At 62.1% G+C, this 25,514-nt stretch carries 31 protein-coding genes and 1 pseudogene; 14 read left to right on the top strand and 18 right to left on the bottom strand.

What is annotated here, in order from left to right:
• Nucleotides 1–180 precede the first annotated feature (180 nt).
• Together AC1DZP_RS13430 and AC1DZP_RS13425 are read left to right on the top strand one after the other, a co-directional pair.
• A complete protein-coding gene (locus AC1DZP_RS13430; protein WP_477224902.1) occupies nucleotides 181–381 on the top strand; it encodes a hypothetical protein in 201 nt (66 codons plus the stop codon).
• A 570-nt stretch (nucleotides 382–951) separates the two neighbouring features.
• Nucleotides 952–1,284, top strand: coding sequence for a hypothetical protein (locus tag AC1DZP_RS13425; protein WP_477302901.1), 333 nt, complete (start codon nucleotides 952–954; stop codon nucleotides 1,282–1,284).
• A gap of 479 nt (nucleotides 1,285–1,763) precedes the next feature.
• Here AC1DZP_RS13425 and AC1DZP_RS13420 read toward each other — a convergent pair whose 3' ends face one another.
• The gene (locus AC1DZP_RS13420; RefSeq protein ID WP_477302899.1) at nucleotides 1,764–2,069 is read right to left on the bottom strand and encodes a hypothetical protein; all 306 of its coding nucleotides are present in this window, start codon (nucleotides 2,067–2,069) and stop codon (nucleotides 1,764–1,766) included.
• Nucleotides 2,070–2,432: 363 nt separating this feature from the next.
• Between AC1DZP_RS13420 and AC1DZP_RS13415 the strand changes: the two genes are divergently transcribed.
• Both AC1DZP_RS13415 and AC1DZP_RS13410 read left to right on the top strand, forming a co-directional pair.
• A complete protein-coding gene (locus AC1DZP_RS13415; protein ID WP_477224904.1) occupies nucleotides 2,433–2,690 on the top strand; it encodes a hypothetical protein in 258 nt (85 codons plus the stop codon).
• A gap of 219 nt (nucleotides 2,691–2,909) precedes the next feature.
• The gene (locus AC1DZP_RS13410; RefSeq protein WP_477302897.1) at nucleotides 2,910–3,299 is read left to right on the top strand and encodes a hypothetical protein; all 390 of its coding nucleotides are present in this window, start codon (nucleotides 2,910–2,912) and stop codon (nucleotides 3,297–3,299) included.
• Between the two features lie 523 nt (nucleotides 3,300–3,822).
• Here the strand turns inward: AC1DZP_RS13410 and AC1DZP_RS13405 are convergent.
• The 7 genes from AC1DZP_RS13405 to AC1DZP_RS13375 form a co-directional block, all read right to left on the bottom strand.
• Nucleotides 3,823–4,029, bottom strand: coding sequence for a hypothetical protein (locus tag AC1DZP_RS13405; RefSeq protein ID WP_477302895.1), 207 nt, complete (start codon nucleotides 4,027–4,029; stop codon nucleotides 3,823–3,825).
• 135 nt (nucleotides 4,030–4,164) lie between these two features.
• A complete protein-coding gene (locus AC1DZP_RS13400) occupies nucleotides 4,165–4,371 on the bottom strand; it encodes a hypothetical protein (protein ID WP_477224907.1) in 207 nt (68 codons plus the stop codon).
• Nucleotides 4,372–4,581: 210 nt separating this feature from the next.
• A complete protein-coding gene (locus AC1DZP_RS13395; protein WP_477224908.1) occupies nucleotides 4,582–4,785 on the bottom strand; it encodes a hypothetical protein in 204 nt (67 codons plus the stop codon).
• Between the two features lie 122 nt (nucleotides 4,786–4,907).
• Nucleotides 4,908–5,198 (bottom strand): hypothetical protein, encoded by a 291-nt coding sequence (locus tag AC1DZP_RS13390; RefSeq protein WP_477224909.1) that lies wholly within the window; start codon nucleotides 5,196–5,198, stop codon nucleotides 4,908–4,910.
• Nucleotides 5,199–5,223: 25 nt separating this feature from the next.
• Complete coding sequence (locus AC1DZP_RS13385; RefSeq protein WP_477302893.1) at nucleotides 5,224–5,610, bottom strand: hypothetical protein; 387 nt, start codon at nucleotides 5,608–5,610, stop codon at nucleotides 5,224–5,226.
• An 80-nt stretch (nucleotides 5,611–5,690) separates the two neighbouring features.
• The gene (locus AC1DZP_RS13380; protein WP_477302891.1) at nucleotides 5,691–6,188 is read right to left on the bottom strand and encodes a thermonuclease family protein; all 498 of its coding nucleotides are present in this window, start codon (nucleotides 6,186–6,188) and stop codon (nucleotides 5,691–5,693) included.
• Entirely contained in the window at nucleotides 6,185–6,424 is a 240-nt protein-coding gene (locus AC1DZP_RS13375; protein WP_477224911.1) for a helix-turn-helix domain-containing protein, read from the bottom strand. Before AC1DZP_RS13375 ends, AC1DZP_RS13380 begins: the two co-directional genes overlap by 4 nt.
• Before the next feature lie 127 nt (nucleotides 6,425–6,551).
• Between AC1DZP_RS13375 and AC1DZP_RS13370 the strand changes: the two genes are divergently transcribed.
• On the top strand, nucleotides 6,552–7,550 hold the full coding sequence (locus AC1DZP_RS13370; RefSeq protein ID WP_477224912.1) for a pseudouridine synthase family protein: 999 nt from the start codon (nucleotides 6,552–6,554) through the stop codon (nucleotides 7,548–7,550).
• A 976-nt stretch (nucleotides 7,551–8,526) separates the two neighbouring features.
• Here the strand turns inward: AC1DZP_RS13370 and AC1DZP_RS13365 are convergent.
• A pseudogene (locus AC1DZP_RS13365) lies at nucleotides 8,527–8,766 on the bottom strand (magnesium chelatase domain-containing protein); the annotation flags it as partial.
• 387 nt (nucleotides 8,767–9,153) lie between these two features.
• Nucleotides 9,154–10,095: a glutathione synthase gene (gene gshB / locus AC1DZP_RS13360; protein WP_477302889.1), complete on the bottom strand. Its 942-nt coding sequence runs from the start codon at nucleotides 10,093–10,095 to the stop codon at nucleotides 9,154–9,156.
• A gap of 236 nt (nucleotides 10,096–10,331) precedes the next feature.
• Between gshB and AC1DZP_RS13355 the strand changes: the two genes are divergently transcribed.
• From AC1DZP_RS13355 to AC1DZP_RS13315, 9 genes are all read left to right on the top strand, one after another.
• On the top strand, nucleotides 10,332–11,618 hold the full coding sequence (locus AC1DZP_RS13355) for a glycosyltransferase family 2 protein (RefSeq protein ID WP_477302887.1): 1,287 nt from the start codon (nucleotides 10,332–10,334) through the stop codon (nucleotides 11,616–11,618).
• The gene (locus tag AC1DZP_RS13350) at nucleotides 11,615–12,013 is read left to right on the top strand and encodes a GtrA family protein (protein WP_477302885.1); all 399 of its coding nucleotides are present in this window, start codon (nucleotides 11,615–11,617) and stop codon (nucleotides 12,011–12,013) included. Before AC1DZP_RS13355 ends, AC1DZP_RS13350 begins: the two co-directional genes overlap by 4 nt.
• 100 nt (nucleotides 12,014–12,113) lie before the next feature.
• On the top strand, nucleotides 12,114–13,940 hold the full coding sequence (locus AC1DZP_RS13345; RefSeq protein WP_477302883.1) for a GtrA family protein: 1,827 nt from the start codon (nucleotides 12,114–12,116) through the stop codon (nucleotides 13,938–13,940).
• Nucleotides 13,941–14,093: 153 nt separating this feature from the next.
• A complete protein-coding gene (locus AC1DZP_RS13340) occupies nucleotides 14,094–15,443 on the top strand; it encodes a putative bifunctional diguanylate cyclase/phosphodiesterase (RefSeq protein ID WP_477302881.1) in 1,350 nt (449 codons plus the stop codon).
• A 216-nt stretch (nucleotides 15,444–15,659) separates the two neighbouring features.
• Nucleotides 15,660–16,427, top strand: coding sequence for an SDR family NAD(P)-dependent oxidoreductase (locus AC1DZP_RS13335; protein WP_477302879.1), 768 nt, complete (start codon nucleotides 15,660–15,662; stop codon nucleotides 16,425–16,427).
• Complete coding sequence (locus AC1DZP_RS13330) at nucleotides 16,424–17,383, top strand: 2-dehydro-3-deoxygalactonokinase (RefSeq protein ID WP_477302877.1); 960 nt, start codon at nucleotides 16,424–16,426, stop codon at nucleotides 17,381–17,383. Before AC1DZP_RS13335 ends, AC1DZP_RS13330 begins: the two co-directional genes overlap by 4 nt.
• Nucleotides 17,380–18,018 carry a 2-dehydro-3-deoxy-6-phosphogalactonate aldolase gene (locus AC1DZP_RS13325; protein WP_477302875.1) on the top strand — a complete coding sequence of 213 codons (639 nt, stop codon included), beginning with the start codon at nucleotides 17,380–17,382 and terminating at the stop codon, nucleotides 18,016–18,018. The genes AC1DZP_RS13330 and AC1DZP_RS13325 overlap by 4 nt, the downstream gene beginning before the upstream one ends.
• A complete protein-coding gene (locus tag AC1DZP_RS13320) occupies nucleotides 18,018–18,899 on the top strand; it encodes an SMP-30/gluconolactonase/LRE family protein (protein WP_477302873.1) in 882 nt (293 codons plus the stop codon). Before AC1DZP_RS13325 ends, AC1DZP_RS13320 begins: the two co-directional genes overlap by 1 nt.
• 120 nt (nucleotides 18,900–19,019) lie before the next feature.
• The gene (locus tag AC1DZP_RS13315) at nucleotides 19,020–20,093 is read left to right on the top strand and encodes a D-alanine--D-alanine ligase family protein (protein ID WP_477302871.1); all 1,074 of its coding nucleotides are present in this window, start codon (nucleotides 19,020–19,022) and stop codon (nucleotides 20,091–20,093) included.
• A 100-nt stretch (nucleotides 20,094–20,193) separates the two neighbouring features.
• Here AC1DZP_RS13315 and AC1DZP_RS13310 read toward each other — a convergent pair whose 3' ends face one another.
• From AC1DZP_RS13310 to dnaJ, 8 genes are all read right to left on the bottom strand, one after another.
• Nucleotides 20,194–20,607 (bottom strand): GFA family protein, encoded by a 414-nt coding sequence (locus AC1DZP_RS13310; RefSeq protein ID WP_477302869.1) that lies wholly within the window; start codon nucleotides 20,605–20,607, stop codon nucleotides 20,194–20,196.
• A 43-nt stretch (nucleotides 20,608–20,650) separates the two neighbouring features.
• Nucleotides 20,651–21,115 (bottom strand): SRPBCC family protein, encoded by a 465-nt coding sequence (locus tag AC1DZP_RS13305; protein WP_477302867.1) that lies wholly within the window; start codon nucleotides 21,113–21,115, stop codon nucleotides 20,651–20,653.
• The gene (locus AC1DZP_RS13300) at nucleotides 21,112–21,432 is read right to left on the bottom strand and encodes an ArsR/SmtB family transcription factor (protein WP_477302865.1); all 321 of its coding nucleotides are present in this window, start codon (nucleotides 21,430–21,432) and stop codon (nucleotides 21,112–21,114) included. The genes AC1DZP_RS13305 and AC1DZP_RS13300 overlap by 4 nt, the downstream gene beginning before the upstream one ends.
• Nucleotides 21,433–21,730: 298 nt before the next feature.
• Complete coding sequence (locus tag AC1DZP_RS13295; RefSeq protein WP_457150881.1) at nucleotides 21,731–22,018, bottom strand: DUF1330 domain-containing protein; 288 nt, start codon at nucleotides 22,016–22,018, stop codon at nucleotides 21,731–21,733.
• A gap of 18 nt (nucleotides 22,019–22,036) precedes the next feature.
• The gene (gene pyrF, locus AC1DZP_RS13290; RefSeq protein ID WP_477302863.1) at nucleotides 22,037–22,765 is read right to left on the bottom strand and encodes an orotidine-5'-phosphate decarboxylase; all 729 of its coding nucleotides are present in this window, start codon (nucleotides 22,763–22,765) and stop codon (nucleotides 22,037–22,039) included.
• A gap of 11 nt (nucleotides 22,766–22,776) precedes the next feature.
• Nucleotides 22,777–23,373, bottom strand: coding sequence for an NADPH-dependent FMN reductase (locus AC1DZP_RS13285; protein WP_457150880.1), 597 nt, complete (start codon nucleotides 23,371–23,373; stop codon nucleotides 22,777–22,779).
• A gap of 88 nt (nucleotides 23,374–23,461) precedes the next feature.
• Nucleotides 23,462–24,064: a phospholipid N-methyltransferase PmtA gene (gene pmtA, locus AC1DZP_RS13280; RefSeq protein WP_477302861.1), complete on the bottom strand. Its 603-nt coding sequence runs from the start codon at nucleotides 24,062–24,064 to the stop codon at nucleotides 23,462–23,464.
• Nucleotides 24,065–24,217: 153 nt separating this feature from the next.
• Nucleotides 24,218–25,348, bottom strand: coding sequence for a molecular chaperone DnaJ (gene dnaJ, locus AC1DZP_RS13275; RefSeq protein WP_184872869.1), 1,131 nt, complete (start codon nucleotides 25,346–25,348; stop codon nucleotides 24,218–24,220).
• Nucleotides 25,349–25,514 lie beyond the last annotated feature (166 nt).

Below are 25,514 nucleotides of genomic sequence, written 5' to 3'. Positions count from 1 at the left end.
TAGCGGTACTTCGGTCATGCTAAGGCGCAACGTAGCAAGGGGCTTCTAGTTCCGTAGATAAATGACTCGCTAGCCCACTGTCGGAAGCGTACACTCCCGAAGTCGCCCGCACCTTGCTCGGCAAACGGGCGCTTGGAAGTCAACTCAGGTGCTCCCGCCCAACTAACGCGGGAGGCTCTTGTGGCCCAAGCTTGTCAGCGAGAATCTGAAGCCGTTTCTGCCTTTGATTGCGACGTCATTCGCGAGGCGTTCAAAAAGTTCGTTCTCGAAGAGAACATCCCAGCCGATCAATGGCGCAATCATGCCACGGCTTTGATCCGCGCCTTTACCGGCTTGGAGGAAATCGACTCCGAGATGCTCGAATGGATTGTGCGGAAGTAGCCAGCACTGTGGTTCCTGACTAACAAATTACGAGTGCGTTCCGCGAAGGCGCAATGGAACATTAGAGCATTCTAATAGTTGTTTGGTTGGCAGGGGCAACCAACCTCCCCGGCAAGTCCCCATGATCCCTAAGGGACGGCCCGCCGCTGCCGTGAATGGAGCGGCGGGTTCTTAAAGGTTACGGACTTATGATGGCGAGATGAGCACACGCGGCGTCAACTTCCTGCACAAATGACGGGGAAGGAAGTCGAGTTCATCCCGTGGAACACCACCGGACCGGTGCGGCCTCCTACGGCTGGGTAGCGGCGATCAAAGGCGCGATGACCAATCGGGCGCGTCCGCTTGTAAAAACAGATATATGCCGACCACGATTAGTACCGCCAGCACGATCCAGATCGTGAGCTTCATCTTGTCCATGCCGGGCAGGTAATCAGTATGGGTCCGCGCCGCAATTCAAATGGCCGTGTGCGAATTAAATTGAAAACCTGCCACCGTGAGGCTCGCTGTACCTCATTCGGATGTACCTCATAGGGCCATCTTGCATTCCGCGCCATTTGCACTCCATCAGCAATGTTCCGCTTCTGGGAAACCCTCACGCGCGACGCCGAGCGGTTGGCTTTCGACGAGAAGAAGAAGGCCGGAGACCTAAGGCGCAGACTGGAACTGCACGATGAAGCCAAGGCAAAACTGGAATCCGATCTGGACGACAAGGTCGCCGCGGGTGCCCGCTTAGATACGTATCAGCCCCTTATAGACGATACGCCTCAATGTCCGCGCTGCTGGGTATGGCGAGGAAGGCAGGAGCCCATGGTTGACCACGGCAGACGAGACCAGAATTTGTACAAGTGCCATGAGTGTGGGTACCTCGCGTTCTCGTGTCTTGAAGAGGCCCGCCACCGCTAGGCAGTGGGCTTCATTCCATGAAACCTGCGGTTTGATCACGTTCGGCCCACTAGGTTGACGGGACATTAGTGACTTCTAAATATTCTCGCTTGCGGCAGGCGGTGCCCTCCATCGCTTGCCGAAGATCGGGTGTCCTTCCTGATCGGCCCGCGCCCCCGCAAGCGGCGCGGGCTTTCAGCGGGGGAAAGAGATGCCTGAAAAGCCGGTAACGACCTTCGTCGTGAGCGTGTTCGAGAAGCCGCATTGGCGCACCCTGCTGACCACCAAGGACAAGGCCAAGGCGCTGGCCTGGGCAAGGGAGATCGGCGACAAGGTGCGGGTCGAGGAGATCACGCCGAAGGGTGAAGAGGCACTGACAGCTTTAGCCTGCCAATGCATGCCCTATGGCGATGCCCAGGCCGATAGCAAGGCCGCCAGCAAGCTTGTAGGCCAAGTCGAGGGCAAAGCGCCGGATGGGGCTCCACACGTCCTTCATGGCGTTATCGCACCAGTAGATTGTAGCTCGGTTCCTCACAGTGATAGACGCGGCATTGGCCGTCGCGGGTTGGAACGGCGGCGGACATCGGCATGTCGGGCCAGTCGCACTCATTGCCGAACTGGCGCACATAGCGGTCATATGTGTTGGGGCCGGTGGTCAGCACCACGGCGTGCCGGCTCTGGATCAACTGCTGAAGCTGCTCGCAGCTCATCGTGCGCGTGTCGGGCCGAGCCTCGGCGACACTCGTGGCACAACAAACTGCTATCCCGGCAAGAAAGGCGATCGACGGACTTTTCGTGGCCAACATAACGGAACTCCCGATCATGGTCCGCAGCATCACGCCAAAGCTTCGCTCCCGCAAGGGCGCGCTTGCAACAACGGGGCATGGCTTAAGCCACAGGCAAGCGCCAGGACGCGCGGGGCGCGTCGGCGGTGTAGGAGAGCGGGCGACGAGAAACGCGCGCTGGCGGGCTCTGTAGCACTGAATCAGACCCTCCCGCGCCTAAGGATATCGGCAAGGTGCCCCATAACGGGTCAACAGGTCTGGCACCGCAATTGCATTGACAGACATGGGGTTGGGGTACCCGTCGCTTCGCAAATGAGGCGGCGGGCCTTGCTAAATGAGATTTCCATGAGGGAGCCGTTGGGGAACGGCCAGTGGGGTAGGCCAGTGTTTTTTCCGCAGTTCCTGGTGGGGATGTTCACCACGTCGGCCGTAGTGGCGATCTGGACTTACCTGGCAACGGGTTCGTTCTGGAGGGCGATGGCCTGGACCTTCCTCGCCTTGATCATATTGCAGGTTGGATATCTGCTGTTGGCATATGGCCTTTTCTATCTACGCCCGACGAAGGGCATAGAAGAAAAACCGGAGCCTCCTCAGCCCATTCGTCGCGATGGTGGTGTTTCATCACCAGGCAGCCGACCATGACCGACAAGCCCTCCACAACCTACGTGGTGAATGCTGCAAGGTAAGGCGCCCATGCCGGCCTGGAAACCGACGTTCGATCGACAATGACAAGATAGCGCGCGCCATGTGGGGCATGTGGACTTAAGTCTGATCGAAAAACGCAATGGTCTTACCGATGACGTTGCGTGGAACAGCCTACGTTTACGGATGTTGTTTCTCGGAAAAGTTCGGAGAATTCAGATGGATAGAAGCGTTCGACAGCGCGTTGGAATGACAGAACGGCGGATAGCAATCAAGGAAGGCTATGCAAACAACGAAAGCCCGAAAGTTATAGCCACACGGCTTAACTGTAGCGTGGCTTCTGTTAAGGCTACTGCCAGCCAGTTGGGCATCACCCGCACCCAGAAAGCCGCGGCAGACTTTCGGCGTGGCTTCGCAGTCCCCGCAGATATGCTGGTGTACTACAAGAAACTGTTGGCCAAGCAATTCAGCGCCAAGGAAAGTGGAAAGCTGCTGGGGTTGGTCTCGGAACAGGGTGAAATGAGCGAACGCACAGTGCAAGAGAGTGAATTATTTGATTACCGCCAAGACGCCAATTGCTGTCTGCTAGCTGTTTCGTGGATGCGATGAACGTGCCCGCGCAAGTTGCGCAGATCACAGGCGCGCTCGGGAGATCGCTGGATTTGAAATCGCGGCGAAACCCCGCCGGCCACGAGCAGTCCGCCGCGTGCCCCCACGCGACGGACCTCTGATGGAGCGGCTACACCCCAAAGGAATCAACCGCTTGTAGTTTGTATTGTGAACAGCGGGATCGCGTTAGCCTATGGTTTGATCGCGGAAGCCCAAAGGTGCGGATTGAGGAGATCACGCCGAGGCCGAAGAGGCGCTAGCCCTTCTGCGGGTTCATGAACCATAGGATTGCTGCGGCGGAGATCAGGATAGAAGCAATAATCGGCCGTCCCCGACGCTTACATCAGAGGGAGCAAAAAAGATCCCGTTAAAGCCCGGTGAAGCCCAGGTGCAAAGTCCAACGATCATAAACATCGCCGCGATCGACTTATTCACAATCTACCCCCTCCCAAAAACTGCATCCTCTCCAAAGGATGCAGCGCAAAGCTTCGCCCCCCCCGTAAGGGCGGTCGGCGACAGTCAGCTATTTTATGATTGTCGGGTGAGGCTTGCCACTGTCGCGAAGAGCCTTCGCCAGCTTGTCGAACAGGTGCGGGTTGCCTCTGGCGCTGGCGGCATCTGCGTTCACCGTCGAAAGACCCTGGCCCTCGATGCTCAGATGGATCTCCTTTTCACCGTCGAACCACACGCCGATCTTCGGATATGCAGTCTTCCCGCTACGCTCCGCCATGACTCGTTCCCCTTTTCAACCTCACCCCGGCGCCGCTCGGCGGACAACCCTAGCGCAACAGCAAGTAGGCGCCCATGCCGGCCATCAGGAGGCAAGCGGCCATCCCGATCATATCGCGCTGCCTTTAGCGCCAGATCATTGGACCGTCGGCTTCGGTATGAACTTGGGCGATTGTAGATCGCGGCCCAATTTAGTTGCCTGAGCGGGTCTGAGGATGACCGGGACAACATCGCCTTCGGTCGGGAACAGTAGTAGAACGACGCCTCCGACTGCTTCACTCATGGCCACCTCCCACTTGTCGATGGCAATTGCTTGCTTCTCGCTGTTGATCTCTGCTGCCATTGGATTGCCCCATCTCTTTATTTCCCCAAGGGCAGCATCGCGCAACCTGTGCGCGAAGGCAAGCTTAGGAAGAAGAAGGCCGGCGCCAGAGGGGGAGGTTGCCTGAAAGGCGCCGGCCAAGCGGAAAAGGTCCGCCGCAGCGTTAGATTAGCTGAGTCTTGACGCTGCGTCATGCCGGCAAGTGTCGAGGCGCAATCGCTGCGATGCTCCTTACTCTGCCGACCCATTGTCGGCAAAGGGTGAGGCGCTCGGGACGCACTGCAGCGACCAACCGGCCGGCGCTGGCTGTTTCTGATATTCGGTGATGGCGGTAGAGCATTGTTCACGCGTGTCGAAGGTGCTTGGCAGCACGACCAATCCTCCCTGCGGACCGGCGATTACCAGATACCAGATCAACGCTGTGGTCGAAGCCATGGTAGATTCCTTCTTCCACCCGCTCGGGAGCCGCGATGGGTCGGACGACGCCAATTAGACTTCGGCCGGGTGGCGAAAGCATGGCCGGCGCGCAAGTTGGGTGTAATCGCGGAAGCCTTTGCTCAAGCGCTCCCGTCTGTCTCGCTTTCTTCATCGATCATCCGGACCGGCAGATAAGCGTTCGTTTCCAGCCACTCCCGCAGCACGATCTGAATGAGATCCGACTTACCGATACCCATTTCGGCGGCTATGGAATTGAGCGCATCTTCTGTCGCCGGTTCCAGTGGCACGCCTGCGACGTTCCGGAGCATCAACGCAGCGCGGCGAAGGATGATCTGCAGATCCGCACGCGGTATATCCGCAATGCGGTCGGCGGCACTCTCAAGCTCTTCGGCGATGGATGCTCGGGTCATGATCGAAGCGCCTCCGTATCGCGCGTTACAGAAACCGATGTGCTATCCAGACCAGCACTAGGCCAATGACCGCTGCAAAGATCCCGGTGCTCTCAGCCTTTTTTCGGGGCCTCCCAGGCTTCCGCTTTTCTCCCGACGTCTGCACATCCACCCAGCCATCTAACAGCTTCGTGGTTATTGTCGTCTTTCCAGTCTTGTTGCTGTGTGTGGTCGTCTGACGTTTGCCCTGCTTTGTCGTGGTGGACGATAAGCTCCCGTTCTTGTCGTAATTATAGGTGATGCCGCCCAGCCTCTTTCGCCTGCCGCGACGCCTCATCGTCATTATCTGCCCCTCTCGCTGTCCCATTCCGCAAGCATCGCGCCTCAGCCAGCCGGCAATAGCCAAAGCTGCGAAGAGATATCGCTTGCGCATAGAATTTGTTCCCGCAGCGTGCAGTGAACTGCAAAAGGTTCGCCATCGCAAGGCGGCCAAGAGCTGATTGCGCAAGTAGCTTATTGGACCGTCATCTGCTTGCGCCATTCCCACGGCCTTTCGAACGATCCGTCCCACATACCGCGCTTGGCTGCCTGGGCCTCGTTCTGAGCCTTTGTGTAAAATCCTGCGCTGTATCGCGGCCAATCAAGCGCGTACCCTCGTCTAACCATCCATTCGCCGATGTCGACACCGCCGGCCGTGCAGACGGCAACCATGCGTCTGAATTGGTCCCGATCAACCTCAATGCACGACGTCGGACGATGAGACTTCAGGAAGTCTGCTAGGGCGAGAGACGCCTTCTGCCCGCAGCGGTATTTCTTCCAAGCCGCGTCCAAGCAGAGTTGAGCGCTTTCAGGTGCGTCGATGCCGCTCAAGCGAATTCGCTGCCCGTGCATTTCTATGGTGTCGCCATCAACGACCGACGGAACACCGACCAGCGGAGTCGCGGTTGCGGGGGCGCCGAACAACCCCACGATGAGTGCGCCAAAGAGTGCGCAGGGTGCGTTGGCAGTCACGACTGTTCCCTTAGCTGCACTCCTGGCCGGCCATGGTTCAAGAACTCAATGCCACGGCCCTCCAAGGCTCGTTGCACGGCCTGGACGTTTTGAGCTCTGCCGGCTATCGGACCGGCGCCTGCGGCCTCCATGCTGCGAACGGTGTTGACGTTGACGCCGACAAGTTCTGCAAGGTCCTTCTGCTCGATGCCGACCAAGGCGCGAGCGGCTTTCAACTGATTTCCGGTAGTAAGCATTTTCTATCTCACATTGCCTTTTCTAGTTATCATACCTAGAAACCCATTGACAATGACTTAACTTGGTTTTAGGTTACCGGACATAGTAAACAGGTTTCTATAACTAGAAATGTCCAGAAGGTACCACATGCCGAACACCGCTGTTCGGGCTGCCGCCGAAGGCATGCCCAAAGTCAACCACAGAACCGCTCTCGCCGTCACACCCATTAACGAGGAAGAAACCATGATGACCATCTCGCCAGGATTTCCCCAACTTCGCCGGCTCTTCGGCTCGTTCAACCGCCGCGACTCAGCGACCATCAATGAGCAAGCAAGGCCGGTCACAATCGAAGTAGGGAGTTCAATCATGAACCAGCATGTCAACCGTCGCCATCTTGTTACCAGCACTGCCGCTCTGACCGCATCCATCTGCGGCGGCTCAGTGGTAGGTGTATTGGCTGGAGAAGAGCCGGTTGGTGACCTGGGGGTTGCGGAGCAACTCCTTCAATTGGCCGCCCAGTTCAGGGATGCGGCCAAGGCAATCGACCCCACGATAACGGGCGCCTGGCTTGGGCAGGCTGTCCCTGTCCAGAGTGATGAGGAAGGCGTTTTGAACTCCGTCTACCTGGAGAGGAAACACGATCCATTCGTCAGGAAGGCGGCTCCGCCAGTCCCGTCGCAGGTGGCAATCCTCGAAGCTGCTTTTCATGCCGAGTGGAAAAAGCTTCGCGCCTTAGAGCCGGCGCTAAACGCAGCAGAGCAACGCTATTTTGACATCAAGGGCCGGCGACCTGTCATGGGCGAAATGACAGCGGAGGAAGTCGAACGGATTCGGCGGACGGCTGTCGCTGATCTCGCAGAGCTGCCGCCGAGCCGCGCCAGCGTCGAACATACAGAGGCCATGCGCGCCTATAACAAGGCCGATGCTGCCGCCCGGCGCAAGACAGGCTATGGCAGGCTCGATCGAGAATACTCCAAACAGACCCACCGCACGGGGAACGCAGCTAACGCGCTGCTTCGCTACCCTGCAAAGACGCTGGCCGATCTCGCGGCGAAGGAGCGAGTGCATCGCACGTGGGAATTTGACGGCCAGGACTTCAATTGCATCATGGATGACATTGCTCGGTTGGCTAGCAAGACGATCTGAACAAATGCCCTTCGGACACTTGAGGCCCGCCGCCCACGGCAGCGGGCCTGTGTTTGCCCGACCGGGCCGTCACTCTCAATGGTTATGGGACTGCTGGAATCCGGCCACGTCGTATTGAGATACACTCTTCGGATTGTTTGAGTTCTGCGGTTGCTCGCCCGCGTAGTGTGTCCCCGCATTACAGTCGGGGTTGAAGGCTGAGCCCGGAGCGACAGCGGCGTGGCCAGGGGTAGCACTTCCTGTTGCAGTGGTTCCAATCGCTTGGCTGGGCTGGCCTGGCGACCCGATTACGGTGTGGACATTGCCAGCTAAAGCCGTGCCGGCGGAGGCTACGAGCAAGCCCAGCATTGTCGGAATGAAGGGATGTTTCATGGCTGTTCTCCCAAAGCGTTTCGGTAGGGCGCTCGGATCTTGGGAGCACCCGGCGAACTAGCTTTTGGGACCACCACTCATCCGGAGGATCGCGAACTCGTGATGTCGCTGCCTCACGGTGTCGGGCTTTTTAAGGGCGCTTTGGGAACAAAGAGAGCGGCGATCCGGTTTCAGGGATGGGAGGAAGTGGATATGCAAAACAAAATCAAAGATCGGCCACCGAAGCAGCCCGACCCGAAGCAGACACCTGTCCGTCGTCTAGACAAGGAAGCGTCACCAGAGCCTAAGCATATCGATCCGCCACCGCGCGATGTGCGAGAGGCTCCGGCACCAAATCCAAACGGCGATAAGCATTAACCGCTGGCACCAATCTTGTGGCAAAAAAGTCACGCAGCTTGAATATGCAGGGCTTCAACCGGCGCGAGCTTATTATCCAGCTAGGCGAGGCGTACCGTTGTTTCGCGGGCATAGGGGACACCCGGCACTCCTCCCGAACTAGCGCCCGCTGCCTCTTCCCTGGTGGCGGGCTTTTTCATGGTGAGCATCTGGTGAGTGGGAATCCGCGCGGCTTCAAAAAGCCCGCAAATCAGCGGCCTGTGCCAAAGTAATGGCTGCCCTCCTTGGGCAGGTCGGCCGGGGCCAGATTGACGGTGACCTTCTTCGACGGCATCGACAGGCCAGAGGCATGCAGGGCCGCCTGCACCCGCTCGCGGCTTTCTGCCACCGCCTTGTCGGCCAGGCCGACGATATGCATGTTGACCTTGCCGGGCGCGATCATCACCTGCACGTCGACCGGCACGGCCTCGATGCCCTGGAAAGCGACCGTGCGAACCCGCGCCACCATTTTATGCCCCCGGATAGTGGTTCGCGTATGCCTTGGCGATCAAGGCGCGAGTGAGATCGGACAAGACAACCACAGATTTCGGAGTTAGGCAAGAACATTACAAGAACATGCGGTTGCTTTACGCAAGCTGAAGAAGCTACCGGCAAGCACGCACCGTTCATGAGTCGGCTTCGATCGGAAGCTTGGGTTATTAACTGTCGCGCAACCAACGGGAAACAGCAAGGTCAGTGGGTGGGAAGAAAGCCCATCGCCGGTGTCGATCCGCACTGGGCCATACATCGAATCGATCAAATCAGGAACATTGCAGGAATACCCAGCCCCGCCGGTCGCGCCCGGGTTGTGCCCGGTTGAAAAAGCAGAACATGGTTAAGACAAAATGAAAACGGCCTACTTCCGCTTGTCCTCGACCGCGTCCCAGAACAGGCTAGCGATGTCGGCGCCGCCGAAACGCCTGACCTCGCGCACGCCCGTTGGCGACGTTACGTTGATCTCGGTCATGTAGTCGCCGATGACGTCGATGCCGACGAGGATGAAGCCGCGCGATTTCAGCGCCGGCCCGATGCGGGCGCAGATTTCGCGCTCGCGCGTCGTCAGCTCGGTCTTTTCGGCACGGCCGCCGACGTGCATGTTGGAGCGGGAATCGTGCTCGGCCGGCACCCGGTTGATGGCGCCAACCGGCTCGCCGTCGATCAGGATGATGCGCTTGTCGCCCTTGCGCACATCCTTCAAATAGCGCTGCACGATATAGGGCTCGCGGAACATCTGGCCGAACATTTCGAGCAGCGAGGCAAGGTTGCGGTCGGCCTCCAGCATGTGGAAGATGCCGGCGCCGCCATTGCCGTAGAGCGGCTTGATGATGATGTCGCCGAACTCCTTGCGGAAGGCGGCGACTTCGATCGGATCCTTGGTGATCAGCGTGTCCGGCATCAGGTCGGGAAACTCGGTGACGAAGATCTTTTCCGGGCTGTTGCGCACCCAGGCCGGGTCGTTGACCACCAGCGTCTTTGGGTGGATGCGTTCGAGGATATGCGTGGTGGTGATGTAGTTCATGTCGAAAGGCGGATCCTGGCGCAGCAGCACGACATCCATTTCCTCCAGATCGGTGCGCACCTTCTCGCCCAGCGAATAATGGTTGCCCTTCTCGTCGCGCACCTGCATCTCCTCGATGCGGGCAAACACCTTGCCCTCGCGCAGCGATAGCCGGTCGGGCGTGTAGTGGAACAGCTGATGGCCCCGCCGCTGCGCCTCCAGCGATAGCGCGAAGGACGTGTCGCCGGCGATCGACACGGTGGAGATGTGGTCCATCTGGACGGCGATTTTCAGCTTCATGGCAGGTCTCCGGCGGCTCGGATGGCGACTGTCTTGCCTGTACAGGCTCACTGACCGTCTGCCAATCGCGACATTTTGAAGATTGGCATCAGACAACCGCAAGCCGCCGTGCCGATCGATTGGAGACAAGGCGAGGCTGCGCGTCATCGCTTTCTTAAGCCTTGCCGTGCAACGGTAAGCCCGAATGCGCCCGGCCGAATTGACGCAGCGCCGGGCACTCGATGGAACAACGACCAATGAACGCCGTCACCGCCATCCGCGCCTCCGCAACCAAACAGCTCGAACTCACCATTCTCATGCCGTGCCTCAACGAGGCCGAGACGCTCGCCGTCTGCATCGGCAAGGCGAAGGCCTTCCTCGACAAAGCGGGCATCTCCGGCGAGGTGCTGATCGCGGACAATGGCAGCACCGACGGATCGCAGGCGATTGCCGCGCAGGGAGGCGCCCGTGTCGTCCCGGTGGCCCAGAAAGGCTACGGCGCGGCCCTTCTGGGCGGCATTGCCGCCGCCAAGGGCCGCTTCGTCATCATGGGCGATGCCGACGACAGTTATGATTTCGGCGCGCTGGATGCCTTCGTCGCGCGGCTGCGCGACGGCGCCGACCTGGTCATGGGCAATCGCTTCCAGGGCGGCATCGAGGCCGGCGCCATGCCGCCGCTGCACCGCTACCTCGGCAATCCGGTGCTCAGCTTTGTCGGCCGCCTGTTCTTCCGCATCAAGACCGGTGATTTCCACTGCGGCCTGCGCGGCTTCAATGCCGACAGCATCAGGAAGCTCGACCTGCAGACGACCGGCATGGAATTCGCCAGCGAAATGGTGGTGCGCGGCGCCCTTGCCGGCCTGCGCATCGAGGAAGTGCCGACCACGCTCAAGCCCGACGGCCGCAGCCGGCCGCCGCATCTCAGGACCTGGCGCGACGGCTGGCGACACCTGAAGTTCCTGCTGATCTACAACCCGCGCTGGATGTTCTTCATCCCGGGCACGGTGCTCGCCGGCCTTGGCCTGTTGTTCGCGGCGCTGCTGGTGTTCGGGCCGCTGCGCGTGATCGACAATCTGTCACTCGACCTCAACACATTCGTCGCCGCCTGCTTCATGGTCGTCACCGGCGTGCAGCTCATCACCTTCGGCGCCATTTCGCGATACTATGCCGAGATAACCGGCATCCTGCCGCCAAGCAGCCGTTCCGACTGGCTGACCAGGACCATAAGCACCGATCGGCTCGCCGCCAATGCCGGCATCTGCTTTGCCGGCGGCGTCTTGTTCTTCGGCTATGCCGTGGCGCGCTGGGCGCATCTCGGCTTCGGCCCGCTGGACGATTCCGAGATCCCACGCATCGTCGTGCTGGGCCTGAGCCTGATCGTCATTTCATTGCAGGTCTTCTTCTCGGCCTTCCTGCTCGGAGTCCTGGAAATACCGGTCAAGCGGCTGAAGTCCGGCCGGGCCGGGCAATCCCGGGACCTCCCAGCCAATGAGTTGCCGACCTGTGAATCGCCGGCTAACCAACGGCCGGCGCGCGACGCATGAGCGAGGCCTTGCCGGTCTTTGTGCGGACGCGCCTGTTCCGGTTCCTGACGGTCGGCGTCGGCGCCGCATTGCTGCTGTTCGTCCTGTCGTGGCTCCTGGTGTCGCTGGGCCTTTCGCCCTTCATTGGCAGCGTCGTCGCCTATGCGATCACCTTCGTTGTCGCCTATAGCGCACAGCGTGGCTGGACATTCGGCGGCCAGCACGATCATGCCAGCGCCATGCCGCGCTATCTCGCGCTGCAGGTCGGATGCGCCTTGTTTTCGGGCCTGGTGTCGCATCTGGCGGTCACCCGTTTCGGCATGTCGGCGCTCGCCATGTCGGCGCTGATGACGGTTGCCGCAAGCACGGTGAGCTACATTCTGTCGTCGCTGTGGGTGTTTCCGGCGCGCGATTGATGCCTGGCGCCCAAAAGTGGCGCAAAATCGTCTCGCTTTACGCTTTGTGAAGCGGCCGGCGCTAGCGTGCGCCGATAGACACAGGCTGAAAGCCCCCTCCATGACCACCGCTCATACCGCGATGCTTTCCAAAGACGGGGAACGCGCCTCCTGGCGAGCGGACCTCATGCTGGCGCTGCTTGCCACGCTCGGCTTCCTTGTCGTCAACGCCTGGGCTGGATTCCCGGCGCTGAACAATGCCGGCGGCGACAATGACGATCTGCTGCGGCTGGTCGAAGTGCGCGATCTCTTGGCCGGCCAGGGCTGGTTCGACCTGCATCAATACCGGATGGGCCTGGAAGGCGGCTTCGTCATGCATTGGTCGCGGCTGGTCGATGCGCCTATCGCCGCCATTGTGCTCGCAGTATCGAGCCTGACCGGCAACACCTTGCTGGCCGAGAACGTTGCGCAGGTGGCCTGGCCGGCTCTGCTTTTCGGCCTGACCATGGTCTTCATCATTCGCGCCGCGCGCAGCTTTGCCGGCGATGGCGCGGTGCTGCCCGCCGTCATCGTCGGCGCGGCGGCGCTGTATTTCATCGGCATCTTCGAGCCGGCCGCCCTCGATCATCACAATGTCCAGCTGATGCTGACCGTCGCCAGCCTGAGTTTCCTGATCGAAGCGCCCATGCGCAGGCCGGCGGCGTTGCTTGCCGGCCTGTGCGCCGCGCTGACCCTGGCCGTCGGCATGGAAACCGCTCCCTATGTCGCCGCCATCGGCGTCTGCGTGGCGACGCTGTTTGCCTTTGACGCATCGGGCGAAAGACTGATCGCCAGGGATTTCGGCCTTGGCTTTGCCGCCGTCGCGGCACTCGTCTTCGTCGCCACCGTCCCGCTTTCGGCCTGGGGCCAGACGCAATGCGATGCCTTCTCGACGATGCAGTTCGTCGTCGCGGCTCTTGCCGGAACCGGCCTTGCGGCGATTGCCTCGCTCGAAGCGGCCGGGCGCGGGCAGCGTCGGCTGTCGCTTGCCGTGCTCGGCGTTGCGCTCGGCGCGGTCCTCCTTTTGCTGTTTCCGCAATGTCTGGCCTCGCCCTATGCCGGGCTCGATCCGCGCCTGAAGACGTTGTGGCTCGATCATGTCGACGAGGCGCAGTCGCTGTTCCAGCTTGCCGCCCACAATCCCGCCGAGCTGGCGGCGCGCTATGCCACGCCGCTGGTGGCGCTCGTGCTGATGGCGTTGCGCCCACGTCGTGGCGGCTGGCGGCGCCAGGACAGCCTCGTCGCCACGCTGCTGGTCGTGGCGTTCTTGGTCAGTGTCTGGCAAGTGCGCGGCTCGACATTCTCGATTGTCTTCGCGGTGATCCCGCTGTCGGCCTGGATCGCCAAATGGCGGCAGCGGGCCGAAACCAGCCCGTCGCGCGGCTCGGTGCTGCGGATGGCCGCAGCCTGGCTCCTCTCGGTGAACTCGCTCTGGTCTGGCGCCGCCCAGGTGGCGTCGGCGGCGCTCGCAACCGGTGTAAAAATCACCAGCGACGCCAGTGTCGGCGCGAGCGTCGACCCGTCTTGCCAGGCCAAGGCTTCGTTCGCCACACTCGGTAGGTTGCCCGATACCACCGTGCTTGCCGTCTCCAATATCGGATCGCCGATCCTGGTGTACTCGGGGCATCGCGTGTTCGCCGGGCCCTACCACCGCAACGTCGCGGGAGACCTGCTTGCGCTCGACGCGTTCCTCGGTTCCGATGCGCAAGCCAGGTCGATCATCGGCGATCATCACGTCGGCCTTGTCGCGCTGTGCCGCGGCAACTCGGAAAGCCAGCTTCTGGCCTCCACCGCGCCGGACGGTTTTCTTGCCGGGCTGATGCGCGGCAACGTGCCGGAATGGCTGGAGCCGATCGCCGACACCAAGGGCGCCTCGCTAGAACTCTACCATGTCCGGCCCAGGGGCTGAAAATTGGCCTGAAGCAAGAGCTGTACGCACCTTGCGTCGATCCCTCCGAACATGACGCGCTTTACCCGCGAATAATCGATTTGGGGATACGTTTCCTAAAGGGTTTGCTGCCAATCTGAAGCTAAATTCCGAAGTCACAAAACAGGGATACCGATGCAAACTTCGTTTGGCACCGGTCAGGCAAACAGGGAGAGCACGGATCTGGCGTTCACCGATCCGTTGACCGGGCTTGGCAACCATCGCCGCTTCTTCGACAAGGTCGATCGCCTGATAAGCGACCGTGCCGACGACCCGGCGCCGTTTACCGTCGGCATTCTCGACCTCGACGGCTTCAAGCCGATCAACGATTTGTTCGGCCACAAGGCCGGGGACGATATCCTGATCCAGGTCGCGATGCGGCTGCGCGCCTCGATGGACGGCCATTCCACCGTCTGCCGCATCGGCGCCGACGAATTCGCCTATCTCTACCCGATGGTGTTCAGCGAGGAGGCGGCGGCTGAGAAATCCCGCATGCTGATCGAGATTCTTTCGGCACCCTATGATGTCGGCGAACGCACCGCCAGGCTTTCGGCCTCGGTCGGCTGCTCGCTGTTCTATTCGGGCGACGAGACCACCGAGATCCTCATCAACAAGGCAGAGACTGCGCTCTACCACGCCAAGCGTTCCGGCCGTGGCCGCGTCGTCGTCTACACCCGCGAGATGGAAGAGGCGGCCAAGCGCGTCACCCGCATCGAACAGGCGCTGCGCCGCGCTGTCTCGGCCGGCGAGGTGGAGCCGCATTTCCAGCCCATCGTCGACCTCAACACGCGCCGCACCATCGGTTTCGAGACGTTGGCGCGCTGGACCGATCGCGATCTCGGCTCGGTGCCGCCAACGGTCTTCATTCCCATCGCCGAGGAGCGCGGCATCATCGGCCCGCTGTCGCAGCTGGTGCTGCGCAAGGCGACCGAGGCGGCCAGGAGCTGGCCGAAGGACCTGTTCCTGTCCTTCAACCTGTCGCCCTCGCAGCTCGTCGACCAGAACACCGGCCTGCACATTCTGGCGATACTTGAGCGCACCGGCTTCGATCCGCGCCGGCTGGAGATAGAGATCACCGAGACCGGCCTGATGAACGATCCGGCCTCGGCCGAGAAGATCGTCGAGGATCTGCGCCGCGTCGGCATCCGCGTTTCGCTCGACGATTTCGGCACCGGCCAGTCTTCGCTCGGCCGCCTGCGCGAATTTCATTTCGACAAGCTCAAGATCGACCGCGCCTTCGTCTCTTCCATTCTCGACGACCGCCCGTCCGAACACATCATCCGTGCCATTCTCGCCATGTGCGAGGGGCTCGGCATGGACGTGGTCGCCGAAGGCATCGAGCAGGAGGCGCAGGCCGACCGCCTCGTCCAGTTCGGCTGCGCCGGCGGGCAGGGCTATCTGTTCGGCAAACCGGTCGATGCCGATGCCACGCTTGGCTACCTCCGCGATTCCTTCCGCGGCGCCTTGCGCGCCAACGCGATCTGACCGGCTAGCTCGAAGCGGCCCCGCAATCCCTGTGGGGCAGCTGTGCGTCCGCTGCGGCGCATTGTCGTTTTGTCTGACATAAGCCCGCAATCCGTCGTTTCGCCCTTGCCCGCACGACGTGTCTGGCTAGGATGCGCGCCGGCCTGACAACAGCGCCGCGCGTCCTTCAGGACGCGCAAAGGATACTGTCGGGGTCATGCGCAGGGAGAAAAAAATATGATGCCATCGGCGCATTTTGCCGACCTCGAGGGGGCCTCGGTGCTGATCACCGGCGGCGGCTCCGGAATTGGCGCGGCACTGACCGAGGGTTTTGTGCGCCAGGGCGCCAATGTCGCCTTCATCGACATCGCCGACGGCCCCAGCACTGTCCTTGCCGACCGCATCGAGAAATCTTTCGGCCGCCGGCCGCTGTATCTCAAGACCGACCTGCGCGACGTCGAGGCCTTGCGGACCTCCGCAGCCAGGGCGGCCGACGCGCATGGCGATGTCACCGTGCTGGTCAACAATGCGGCGCTTGACGAGCGCCACGCCGTCGAAGACGTGACGGTGGAATTCTGGGACAACAACCAGGCGATCAATCTCAGGCCGCATTTCTTCACCGCGCAAGCGGTGGCGCCGGGCATGAAGCGGGCCGGCGGCGGCTCGATCATCAACTTCACTTCGACGTCCTACCTGATCAACCACCCCGACATGCCGGCCTACACCGCCGCCAAGGCCGGCATCCTCGGTCTGACCAAGGGGCTGGCCGGCAAGCTTGGCGTCGACGGCATCCGCGTCAACGCCATTGCGCCCGGCTGGGTGATCACCGAGCGGCAGAAGGAGCTTTGGGTGACCGAACAGGCGCTTGCCGCCCATGTCGCCAAGCAGTGCATCAAGCAGGTGATGCAGCCCGACGACATCGTCGGCACGGTGCTGTTCCTCGCCTCGGATGCCTCGCGCATGCTGACCGCGCAGATGCTGATCGTCGATGGAGGTTTCCTGTGAGCCCAGGGTTTGCCGGCAACGCGCCGGCGGTAGCCGTCGTCGACTGGGGCACGACCCGCATGCGGGTCTGGCTGATCGACAAGGGTGGCAAGGTCCTCGCCGAACGCCGTGGCGATGACGGCCTGATCACCGCCCAGCAAAGGGGGTTTTCGACCATTCTCGAAGGGCATCTGGCGGCCATGGCCGCGCCGCAGACGCTCCCTGTCATCATCTGCGGCATGGCCGGCTCTCGCCAGGGCTGGCTCGAGGCGCCCTATGTCACCGTTCCGGCGCCCCTCAGCGCCATCCTGGCGGGTGCGGCACGGGTACCCGGCCAGCACCGCGATGTCCGCATCGTGCCGGGCCTCGCCCAGCGCCAGATCGATGCGCCCGACGTGATGCGTGGCGAGGAAACACAGCTTGCCGGCGCCGGCCTGCCGGCCAAGGGGCGCCACCTGGTCTGCATGCCCGGCACCCATTCGAAATGGGTGCTGGTCGAGGATGGCGCGGTTGCCGGTTTCGGGACTTGGCCGACCGGCGAGCTGTTTTCGGTGCTTGCCACGCACTCGATCCTGCGCCATTCGCTCGGCGAACATCCCAAGCCGGTCACCCCTAGCAATCCATTCTTCCGCAGTTGGTGCGAAACCGCACTGGCCGAGGCCGGCGATGTCACCTCAAGGTTGTTTTCCATCCGTGCCGCGGGCCTGCTGCAGGATCTAAAAGCCGATGATGCCGCCGCTTGCCTGTCCGGCCTTTTGATCGGTGGCGAGATAGCCTCGGCCAGCCGCCGCCATGGCGCCGGCGCCGAACCTGTCGTGCTGGTGGCGTCCGGTGCGCTTTCAGCGCTTTACCAGACCGCACTCGGCCTTGCCGGACTTGAGGTCCGCACCGTCGATGCCGACGAGGCTGTGCGTGCCGGGCTCATCGAAGCGGCACGCGAGAACGGCATGATCGCCAGAACCGGAGCAGCCCGATGAGCCAGACCGCACCTTTCCCAAAGCTCAAGCGCGGCCTGGTCGCCATCCTGCGCGGACTCAAGCCGGTCGAAGCGATCGCGATCGGCCAGGCGCTGTTCGATGCGGGCATCGAGGCGATCGAAGTGCCGCTCAACTCGCCGGAGCCGTTTTCGTCGATCGCCCGGATTGTCGAAGTGCTGCCGAAAACGGCACTGGTCGGCGCCGGCACGGTGCTGACGCCAGCCGATGTCGATGGCTTGCACAAGGCCGGCGGGCGGCTACTGGTCAGCCCCAACATCGATGCCGAAGTGATGGCGCGTGCGATGCATCACGGCATGGTCACCATGCCCGGCGTGTTCACGCCCACCGAAGCCTTCCAGGCGATCCGGCTCGGCGCTTCGGCATTGAAATTCTTCCCGGCGAGCGTGCTCGGCGCCAGCGGCATTTCCGCGATCCGGGCGGTGCTGCCGGCGCAGACATTGGTCGGCGCGGTTGGCGGCGTTTCGGAGAAGGACTTTGCCGGCTACAAGGCGGTGGGGGTGACGGTGTTTGGTCTCGGCTCCAGCCTGTTCAAGCCTGGCATGAGCGTCGACGAGGTGGCTGCGCGCGCGCATGCCGCCGTCGAGGCCTGGGATGCGGTGTTCGGAGAAGCATGATGAGCGAAGCGATCGTTTCGGTTTTTTCCGACCACATCTGCCAGCTCGGCGAAGGGCCAAGCTACGATCCAGTCACCGATGCGCTGTTCTGGTTCGACATCGTCAACGGCCAGCTTCTGGAAAAGCCCGTGGCCGGCGGCGCGCTGAAAATCCACGAGCTTGGCCAGATGGCAAGTGCCATCGCCATCATCGACGACCAGCGCCAGCTGATCGCCACCGAGACCGGGCTTCATGTCCGCGATGTCGCGACCGGCACAATGAGCCTGCACACGCCGATCGAGGCCGACAATCCCGCCACCCGCTCCAACGATTCCCGCGTCCATCCCTGTGGTGCCCTGTGGACCGGCACGATGGGCAAGACGGAGCAAAAGGGCGCCGGCTCCATCTACTGGTTCTTCAAGGGCGAATTGCGCCGCCTGTTTTCGGACATCACAGTCTCCAACTCGATATGCTTTTCGCAAGATGGCGGGCTCGCCTATTACACCGACACCTCGACCGGATTGTTGATGCGCGTCGACTGCGACCCGGCGACCGGCCTGCCCACCGGCGAGCCGAAAGTTTTCGTCGATCACCGCTCGTCCAAGGGTTATGTCGACGGCTCGGTGGTCGATCGTGACGGCGTGCTGTGGAACGCCGTCTGGGGCGGCAAAGTGGTCAAGGCTTATGCTCCTGACGGCACGCTGCTGCGGTCCGTCGCCATGCCGGTGACACAGCCATCCTGTCCGGCCTTTGTCGGCAAGAACGCCGACCGGTTGGCGGTGACATCCGCCTGGAAGGGCAAGGACGAGAAGCAGCGCAAGCTCGATCCGCAGGCGGGCATGACCTTCCTGCTCGACATCCCTGTCAACGGCCGTTTCGAGCCGCGCGTGCTGATCGCCTGATTGAACACGGTCGGCGGTTGCGTTGTCACGTAACCGCCCGACCCGGTCGGTTTCGCGGCAGCCGATTGCGCTTCCCATGCGATGGTAGGCAACGCCATCGCTGGAAAACCATGCAAATCCATGACGAGCCAAACGCCAAGACTGATCCTCGTCCTTGAGCCGGAAAAAGCCTGCTTCGACCGTCTCGTCGCCGACGGCCACGCACCGGAGCGTGCTGCCGAAATCGCCTCCTATCTGGCGCAGTCGACCGATCTCGCCCATGAATTCGATGCGCTTGCCGCTGCTTGCCAGGCGCGCGGCCTGTCGTTCACGCCGGCGGCGCTCGACGATGCCGCAGGCGTGCTCACCGGCGAGCATCCCGGCACGACACTGGTCTGGACGCTGACCGACGGCATCGCCTATTTCCGAGGCGGCGCCGCACCCGCCTTGGCCAGGCTCGGCGGGTTCAAGACGATCGGCGCCGACGATGCGCTGTTCGCGCTCTGCCAGGACAAGTTCCGTTCCGGCGTGGTGCTCGGCGCGCTCGGTCTGCCGGTGCCGCAGGCCGGTCTTGCGCGTGACGGCAAATGGCTGGTGGAGCCGCCTGCGTCGGCCGCCGGCTGGTTCGTCAAGCCCAACCGGCTTGGCGCCAAGATCGGCATATGGGCGGATTCGCGCATCAGCGATCTCGGCCACGCACTGGAGCTTAGCCGGCGTGTGTTTGCGGCCTATCGCGACGATGTCGTCGTCCAGCCCTACGTTGCCGGCCGCAACGTGCGCGCCAGTTTCCTCGGCCTGGTGCCGGGCGCCGGGGTCGAAGCGCTTGGCGTGGCCTTTGTCGATTCAGGCGCAGATTTCCAGACCATGGCGGACAGCCTGGCGCTTTACGGCGACACCGGCGAGGCGGCGAAGGCGGCCGGGCACTATGCCGAACCGGAGCTGGTTGCGGTCGCCGACAGCCAGCCGATCGCCGATGTCAGGGTTCGCGCGATCGCCGAGCGGCTGATGAGCGGGCTCGGTTTGCGCGACGTGTTTTCCATCGACCTTCGCGTCGAGGCCGACGACACGGTCCACCTCATCGAGTTCGAGGTCTGCCCCGGCCTGCCTTGCTTCGATTTCCGCGCCTACTGCCGCCAGCAATGGGATCTCGAGCTTGCCGACGCCATGGCCGAAACCGCGGCCAGCCGGCTGCTCGGCCAAAACCACCATATTTGAACGGCGCGGCAGCGCATCCGGAAATGCTCGGGGCGCCGCCAACAGGCGCAAGCGCCCGCGACGAGCGCCCGACATGACATGACAGCCCGGGGCGAACCCGCTATCCCGGCATTCGCTCGAATTTCTGCAACGCGGGATCGATCGTATCCCATGCATGGCCGCGGATGGCGTATGTGACCACCTGCGGATCGAATTGGCCGGGGTCGTCAAGGCTGGTCGCGTTGACCGCAATCAGGTCCGGCATGGCGACGAATGTCAGGTAGACCGGCGTTCCACAGGTCGGGCAGAAGGCGTGGACCTTTTCGTTGCCGCTGTCACCTCTCACACGCCAGGTGGTCGCCACGCCTGCAATTTTCATGTCGGCGCGCCGGCCGAAGGTCAGATAGGATCCGTGGCCGGTGCCTGCACGCTTCTGGCAGTCGAGACACTGGCAGTGGTTCTGGAAGATGGGCTCGCCGCTGGTTTCATAGCGGATCGCGCCGCATGCACAGCCGCCGATATAGCGCTTGGTCATTGTCGTTCTCCACTGGCCTGGTTCTGCATGATATCGCAGGGCATCAGGCCGATTTCGGCTTGGCGAAAAGGTCGATGCCGCTGCCGGTTTCGAGGAAGGATTTCATGCTGGACAGCACCGCCGGCCACCCCTGGCTGACGCCTTTCGCCATGCCGCTGCCGGCTTCGAGTTCGTCATGGGTGACGGTCAGCCGCACCATGGTGTCGTATTCCTCGATGCCGAACGTCACCCGGCTGTATTGCGTGGGATCGTTGGCCTGCGAAGCGTTCGCCCAGGTGATGACGAGACGGGTCGGCGGCGAGATCTCGACGACCTTGCCGACGAGTTCGACAGTCCGCTCGTCATTGGCGCGGATATGCTCCCATGTCGATCCCGGCTTCCAGTCGGAGACGTTCTCATGGCCCCAGTAGCGTTTCGCAATGTCAGGCCTGGTTATGGCCTCGAAAACTTTTTGCGGCGTCGATTTGATGTAGGTCACGTAGACAAAGCTGGTTGTCTCTCGGGTCATTGGTCCTCTCCTTCGAGTTCTTGCTTCAGATCGTGCAGCAGGCTGAGCCGCTGCCGTTCGAATTTCCGCACCCACCGCTCGTAGACTTCGTGCAGCGGCACGGGGTTGACAAAATGCAGTTTTTCCCGGCCGCGCTTGACCGTGCTCACCAGGTTCGCCGCTTCCAGCAGGTCGATGTGCTGGGTGGCGGATTGCCTTGCCATGTCCAGGTTTTCGCAAAGCTGACTGAGCGTCTGCCCGTTCGTCTCGCAAAGAAGGTCAAGCAGCCTTCTGCGTGTCGGGTCGCCCAGCGCCTTGAAAACCTTGTCAGCGTCCATCCGCCTCACTCGTTGCTTTCGAGGTGTAATATGCAGGTAAATACCTGCATGTCAACTGGCAACCAACCCGGTCGCTTTCACCTTGGGCGAAAGCGACTCTGGCTCGGCAGTAGATTGTTGGATGGGCCGGCCATGTGGCGGTCGTTGTCGAACGGCTCCGCCCGTCGGCCAGGGCATAGTGAAACTGCCTGGCCTTCAGGGCACCATCTTATCGGAGTGCTCGGCTTGGCGGGGCGGAGTCAAGCGAAGAGGACCGTCAGCACTTCGTCTGAGCTCCGTCAGTTCTGGTCGATGGCCCTCAGATACCTTCGACGAGCACAATCTCGCCGTCGGCGACCTTCTGGCGGATGGCGACCGCGCGCTGGTATTCCGGCGAGTGGTAGCAATCGTGCGCCATGGCGAGCGATTCGAACTCGATGATGACGTTGCGTGCGCGTCCGACACCCTCGGCCAACTCATGCGCACCGCCGCGCGCCAGGAATTTCGCGCCGAAGCGGTCGAAGGCCAGTTTCGAGGCGGCGACATACTCCTTGTAGCCTTCGGCATCGCGCACATCGACGCGGGCGATCCAGTATCCCTTGGGCATTCTTCTTCTCCCTGTTGCTTACGCTGAGCGCATTTCGGCGATGATCGCTTCGGCCGCTTCTCGTCTGTTGGCCGACGCGACAATCGGCCGGCCAACGACGAGATGGCTGGCGCCGTTGCGGATCGCCTGTGCCGGCGTCACCACGCGCTTCTGGTCGCCATGGTCGCTACCCGCCGGCCGGATGCCGGGCGTCACCACCGCCATGTCGGGCCCGACGATGCGGCGCACCGCTTCCGCTTCCGCGGCCGAGCAGACGATACCGCCCATGCCGGCATGCAGCGCCTGTTCCGAACGCCGCAGCACCAGCGTGTGCGGGTCATATTCATAGCCGACGTCGATCATGTCCTGCTCGTCCATCGAGGTCAGCACGCTGACCGCCAGCAGGCAAAGGCCGCTACCCCTGGCCGCCTCCACCGCCGCCGCCATCGCCTTTGGATAGGCGTGGATGGTTAGCATGGTCACGCCCATCTTGACGATGTTCTCGACGCCCTTGGCCACCGTGTGGTCGATGTCGAGCAGCTTCATGTCGAGGAAGATCTTTGTTCCGCCGCTGGCCAGTTCCCTGGCAAAGTCGAGCCCGCCGGCAAACGCCAGCTGATAGCCGATCTTGTAGAAGGAAACGACGCCGTCGAGTACGCGCACCGCCTGTTCGGCCTCCTGCACGGTCGGTACGTCGAGGCCGACGATCAGTCTCTCCTGCATGGATTTGGCCTTTATCGATGGGGCCTGGGTGGATTCTGACCGCATGGTGTCGACGATTACGCCTCGATCCGGGTCGACAGCATGCGCGAGGTTTCGATCAGCGTGCGGCATAGGTGCTCCATCGATTTGTACAGTCTTTCGTCGCGGAAATTGCCGCCCTCGTCGAAGGCGCTGCCGCCTTCCGGCACCGAGCATTCCGGCGTCACCACCTCCATCTGGCAACGCACCAGCACGGCGCGCAGATGGTTGATGCAGCGGATCCCGGCAAAGTGCCCGTTGGAGGACGAGCAGAGGCCAGCCACCTTGCCGGCCAGCGGCCTGACCGTCCGGCTGCCATCCCTGCGCACCCGGCTCACCCAGTCGATCGTGTTCTTGAGCAGCGGCGGGATCGAGCCGTTATATTCGGGCGTGGCGATCAGCAGCCCGTCATGGGCGATGACCAGACGGCCAAGTTTCAGGGCATTTACGGGAACGCCCTTTTCCTTTTCCAGATCCTCGTCGAGGATCGGCAGGGGATAGTCGGCGAGCGAGATGCGGGTCACCTCGGCGCCTTGCATGGCGAGCTCCTTTTGCGCCACGTCGGCGGTCTTGCCGCTGTAGGCGCCGCTGCGCACCGAGCCGGCGAAGACGAGGATTTTCGGGATCACTGCCATTGGCCAACCTTGTTCCCGGACAGGTACAGCCAGAGGCCGCTCAAATCAACGCACCTGCCCAACAATCAAAGTCGAAATTCAGGTCGCCCTAATGCGCCTCGCGCCGGTAGATCCACAGCTGCGTCGGCGGGATGTTGCGGAAGATGAAATCGAAATGCTTGACCGTGTAGTCGCCACGGCCGGCCGGGATCGGCGACATCGGCCCGTAGGTCAGCTGCACGATCGGCCGTCCGGGCGGGATGCGGTCGAGCAGGCTTTCGATATAGGCGATGCGCTGGGCCACCGGAAAATTGAGCAGCGGCACGCCGGAAACGACGGAATCGAAGATCATCCCGCTCTTTTCGCCAAGCGTGGCGTTGAGGTCGAAGGCATCGCCCTCGATGACGTTGACGCCGGGATAGAGTTGTCGCAGGTGGCGGACGAAGTCGGTGGAATATTCGACAGCGTAGAGATTTTCGGGCCGCACGCCGAGGGCCAAGATGGCGCGGGTGATGACGCCGGTGCCGGGACCGACCTCGAGCACCGGCAGGCCGGATTTCGGATTGACGATCGAGGCCATCTTGCGGGCGGTGATCGAGCTGGTCGGCACGATCGAGCCGACCGTCTTCGGCTTGTCGATCCAGCCCTTGAAGAATTTGAGCTCGTCGTCGAACTTTTCGGCAAGCGCCTTGCGCAGTCCGGGACGTGTCATGCAAGCTCTCCTCAGCGCTCCCCCCAAATTACTTAACATCTGAGCGGCGCAAGGCAAGGCACGGTCAGACGCATGTCGTGGATAAGATAAGTTTCGTCGCGTCTCAAGATGCGACGCATTTCACGAAATCACGCGGCTTGCCTAGAATTCCCATCAGCGCTCGCCGAAGGATTCGAAGAAATCCTTCATGCGGGTGAAAAAGCCACTCGATTGGGGCGAATTGTCCTGCGAGGAGAGCTGTTCGAACTCCTCCAGCAGCTCGCGCTGGCGGCGAGTGAGGTTCTGCGGCGTCTCGACCGCGGTCTGGATGTAGAGATCGCCGACATTGGGCTGGCGCAGCACCGGCATGCCCTTGCCCTTGAGGCGGAACTGGCGGCCGTTCTGGGTGCCTTCCGGCACCTTCACCTTGGTCTGCGTGCCATCCAGCGTCGTCACCTCGAAGGAGCCGCCAAGTGCGGCCGTCGTCATCGAGATCGGCACCTTGCAGTAGAGATCGGCGCCGTCGCGCTGGAAGAATTCGTGCGGCTTGACCGCCAGGAAAATATAGAGGTCGCCCGACGGCCCACCGCGCAGGCCGGCCTCGCCCTCGTTGGCAAGGCGGATGCGGGTGCCGTCCTCGATGCCGGCAGGGATGTTGACCGACAGCGAACGCTCTTCGGTGACGCGGCCCTGACCAGCGCATTTCGGGCACGGATCCTTGATGGTCTGGCCGCGGCCCTGGCATTGCGGGCAGGTGCGCTCGATGGAGAAAAAGCCTTGCGTGGCGCGCACCTTGCCGTGGCCGTTGCACATCGAGCAGGTGACAGGCTGGGTGCCCGGCTTGGCGCCGCTGCCCGAGCATTCCGAGCAGGAGATCGATGCTGGCACGCGGATCTGCGCGGTCTTTCCCGCGTAGGCTTCCTCCAGCGAGATTTCCATATTGTAGCGCAGGTCGGCGCCGCGCTCGCGTCCGCCCGACGAGCGGCGCTGGCGCCCGCCCATCATGTCGCCGAAAATATCCTCGAAAATGTCGGCGAAGCCGCCGGCACCAAAGCCTTGCGCGCCGCCATTCATGCCACCCTGCTCGAAGGCCGCGTGGCCGAAACGGTCATAGGCCGCCCGCTTCTGCGGGTCCTTCAGCGTCTCGTAGGCTTCGTTGATTTCCTTGAACTTGTGCTCGCAGGAATGATCGCCGGGATTGCGGTCGGGATGGAACTGCATGGCGAGCTTGCGGAAAGCGCTCTTGAGCTCCTTCTCGTCGGCGCCTTTTTGGACACCCAGCGTTTCGTAGAAATCAGCTTTCATTTTTTCCCGCAGTCCGGATGTTCAACGTCTTGATGCATATGTTGCGTCGTTTGCCGGCACGTTGTCTCGATTTAGGAGCGGTGCTGCCCGGATGCTAGGGCCGGCGCGGTTCTGTCCGTGTTTTTCAGCGATTTTTTCCGCCAGGGTTGCAAAAAAGCCCGGCCTG

The organism is Mesorhizobium sp. P2_F8 (assembly GCF_056403655.1).
Note: the sequence above shows the minus strand (reverse complement) of the source record. Positions and strands in the feature narration are given on the sequence as shown.

Excerpts from the sequence above, each read along its gene's own strand:
- AC1DZP_RS13335 (WP_477302879.1), top strand. The coding sequence starts at position 15,660 with ATGATGCCATCGGCGCATTTTGCCGACCTCGAGGGGGCCTCGGTGCTG.
- dnaJ (WP_184872869.1), bottom strand. The coding sequence starts at position 25,348 with ATGAAAGCTGATTTCTACGAAACGCTGGGTGTCCAAAAAGGCGCCGAC.
- AC1DZP_RS13345 (WP_477302883.1), top strand. The coding sequence starts at position 12,114 with ATGACCACCGCTCATACCGCGATGCTTTCCAAAGACGGGGAACGCGCC.
- AC1DZP_RS13340 (WP_477302881.1), top strand. The coding sequence starts at position 14,094 with ATGCAAACTTCGTTTGGCACCGGTCAGGCAAACAGGGAGAGCACGGAT.
- AC1DZP_RS13395 (WP_477224908.1), bottom strand. The coding sequence starts at position 4,785 with ATGGCTTCGACCACAGCGTTGATCTGGTATCTGGTAATCGCCGGTCCG.
- AC1DZP_RS13315 (WP_477302871.1), top strand. The coding sequence starts at position 19,020 with ATGACGAGCCAAACGCCAAGACTGATCCTCGTCCTTGAGCCGGAAAAA.
- pyrF (WP_477302863.1), bottom strand. The coding sequence starts at position 22,765 with ATGCGGTCAGAATCCACCCAGGCCCCATCGATAAAGGCCAAATCCATG.
- AC1DZP_RS13285 (WP_457150880.1), bottom strand. The coding sequence starts at position 23,373 with ATGGCAGTGATCCCGAAAATCCTCGTCTTCGCCGGCTCGGTGCGCAGC.
- AC1DZP_RS13385 (WP_477302893.1), bottom strand. The coding sequence starts at position 5,610 with ATGCGCAAGCGATATCTCTTCGCAGCTTTGGCTATTGCCGGCTGGCTG.
- AC1DZP_RS13390 (WP_477224909.1), bottom strand. The coding sequence starts at position 5,198 with ATGACCCGAGCATCCATCGCCGAAGAGCTTGAGAGTGCCGCCGACCGC.
- AC1DZP_RS13310 (WP_477302869.1), bottom strand. The coding sequence starts at position 20,607 with ATGACCAAGCGCTATATCGGCGGCTGTGCATGCGGCGCGATCCGCTAT.
- AC1DZP_RS13350 (WP_477302885.1), top strand. The coding sequence starts at position 11,615 with ATGAGCGAGGCCTTGCCGGTCTTTGTGCGGACGCGCCTGTTCCGGTTC.
- AC1DZP_RS13405 (WP_477302895.1), bottom strand. The coding sequence starts at position 4,029 with ATGGCGGAGCGTAGCGGGAAGACTGCATATCCGAAGATCGGCGTGTGG.
- AC1DZP_RS13425 (WP_477302901.1), top strand. The coding sequence starts at position 952 with ATGTTCCGCTTCTGGGAAACCCTCACGCGCGACGCCGAGCGGTTGGCT.
- AC1DZP_RS13375 (WP_477224911.1), bottom strand. The coding sequence starts at position 6,424 with ATGCTTACTACCGGAAATCAGTTGAAAGCCGCTCGCGCCTTGGTCGGC.
- AC1DZP_RS13400 (WP_477224907.1), bottom strand. The coding sequence starts at position 4,371 with ATGGCAGCAGAGATCAACAGCGAGAAGCAAGCAATTGCCATCGACAAG.
- AC1DZP_RS13410 (WP_477302897.1), top strand. The coding sequence starts at position 2,910 with ATGGATAGAAGCGTTCGACAGCGCGTTGGAATGACAGAACGGCGGATA.
- AC1DZP_RS13305 (WP_477302867.1), bottom strand. The coding sequence starts at position 21,115 with ATGACCCGAGAGACAACCAGCTTTGTCTACGTGACCTACATCAAATCG.
- AC1DZP_RS13370 (WP_477224912.1), top strand. The coding sequence starts at position 6,552 with ATGCCGAACACCGCTGTTCGGGCTGCCGCCGAAGGCATGCCCAAAGTC.
- AC1DZP_RS13325 (WP_477302875.1), top strand. The coding sequence starts at position 17,380 with ATGAGCCAGACCGCACCTTTCCCAAAGCTCAAGCGCGGCCTGGTCGCC.
- AC1DZP_RS13295 (WP_457150881.1), bottom strand. The coding sequence starts at position 22,018 with ATGCCCAAGGGATACTGGATCGCCCGCGTCGATGTGCGCGATGCCGAA.
- AC1DZP_RS13300 (WP_477302865.1), bottom strand. The coding sequence starts at position 21,432 with ATGGACGCTGACAAGGTTTTCAAGGCGCTGGGCGACCCGACACGCAGA.
- gshB (WP_477302889.1), bottom strand. The coding sequence starts at position 10,095 with ATGAAGCTGAAAATCGCCGTCCAGATGGACCACATCTCCACCGTGTCG.
- pmtA (WP_477302861.1), bottom strand. The coding sequence starts at position 24,064 with ATGACACGTCCCGGACTGCGCAAGGCGCTTGCCGAAAAGTTCGACGAC.
- AC1DZP_RS13355 (WP_477302887.1), top strand. The coding sequence starts at position 10,332 with ATGAACGCCGTCACCGCCATCCGCGCCTCCGCAACCAAACAGCTCGAA.
- AC1DZP_RS13420 (WP_477302899.1), bottom strand. The coding sequence starts at position 2,069 with ATGTTGGCCACGAAAAGTCCGTCGATCGCCTTTCTTGCCGGGATAGCA.
- AC1DZP_RS13320 (WP_477302873.1), top strand. The coding sequence starts at position 18,018 with ATGAGCGAAGCGATCGTTTCGGTTTTTTCCGACCACATCTGCCAGCTC.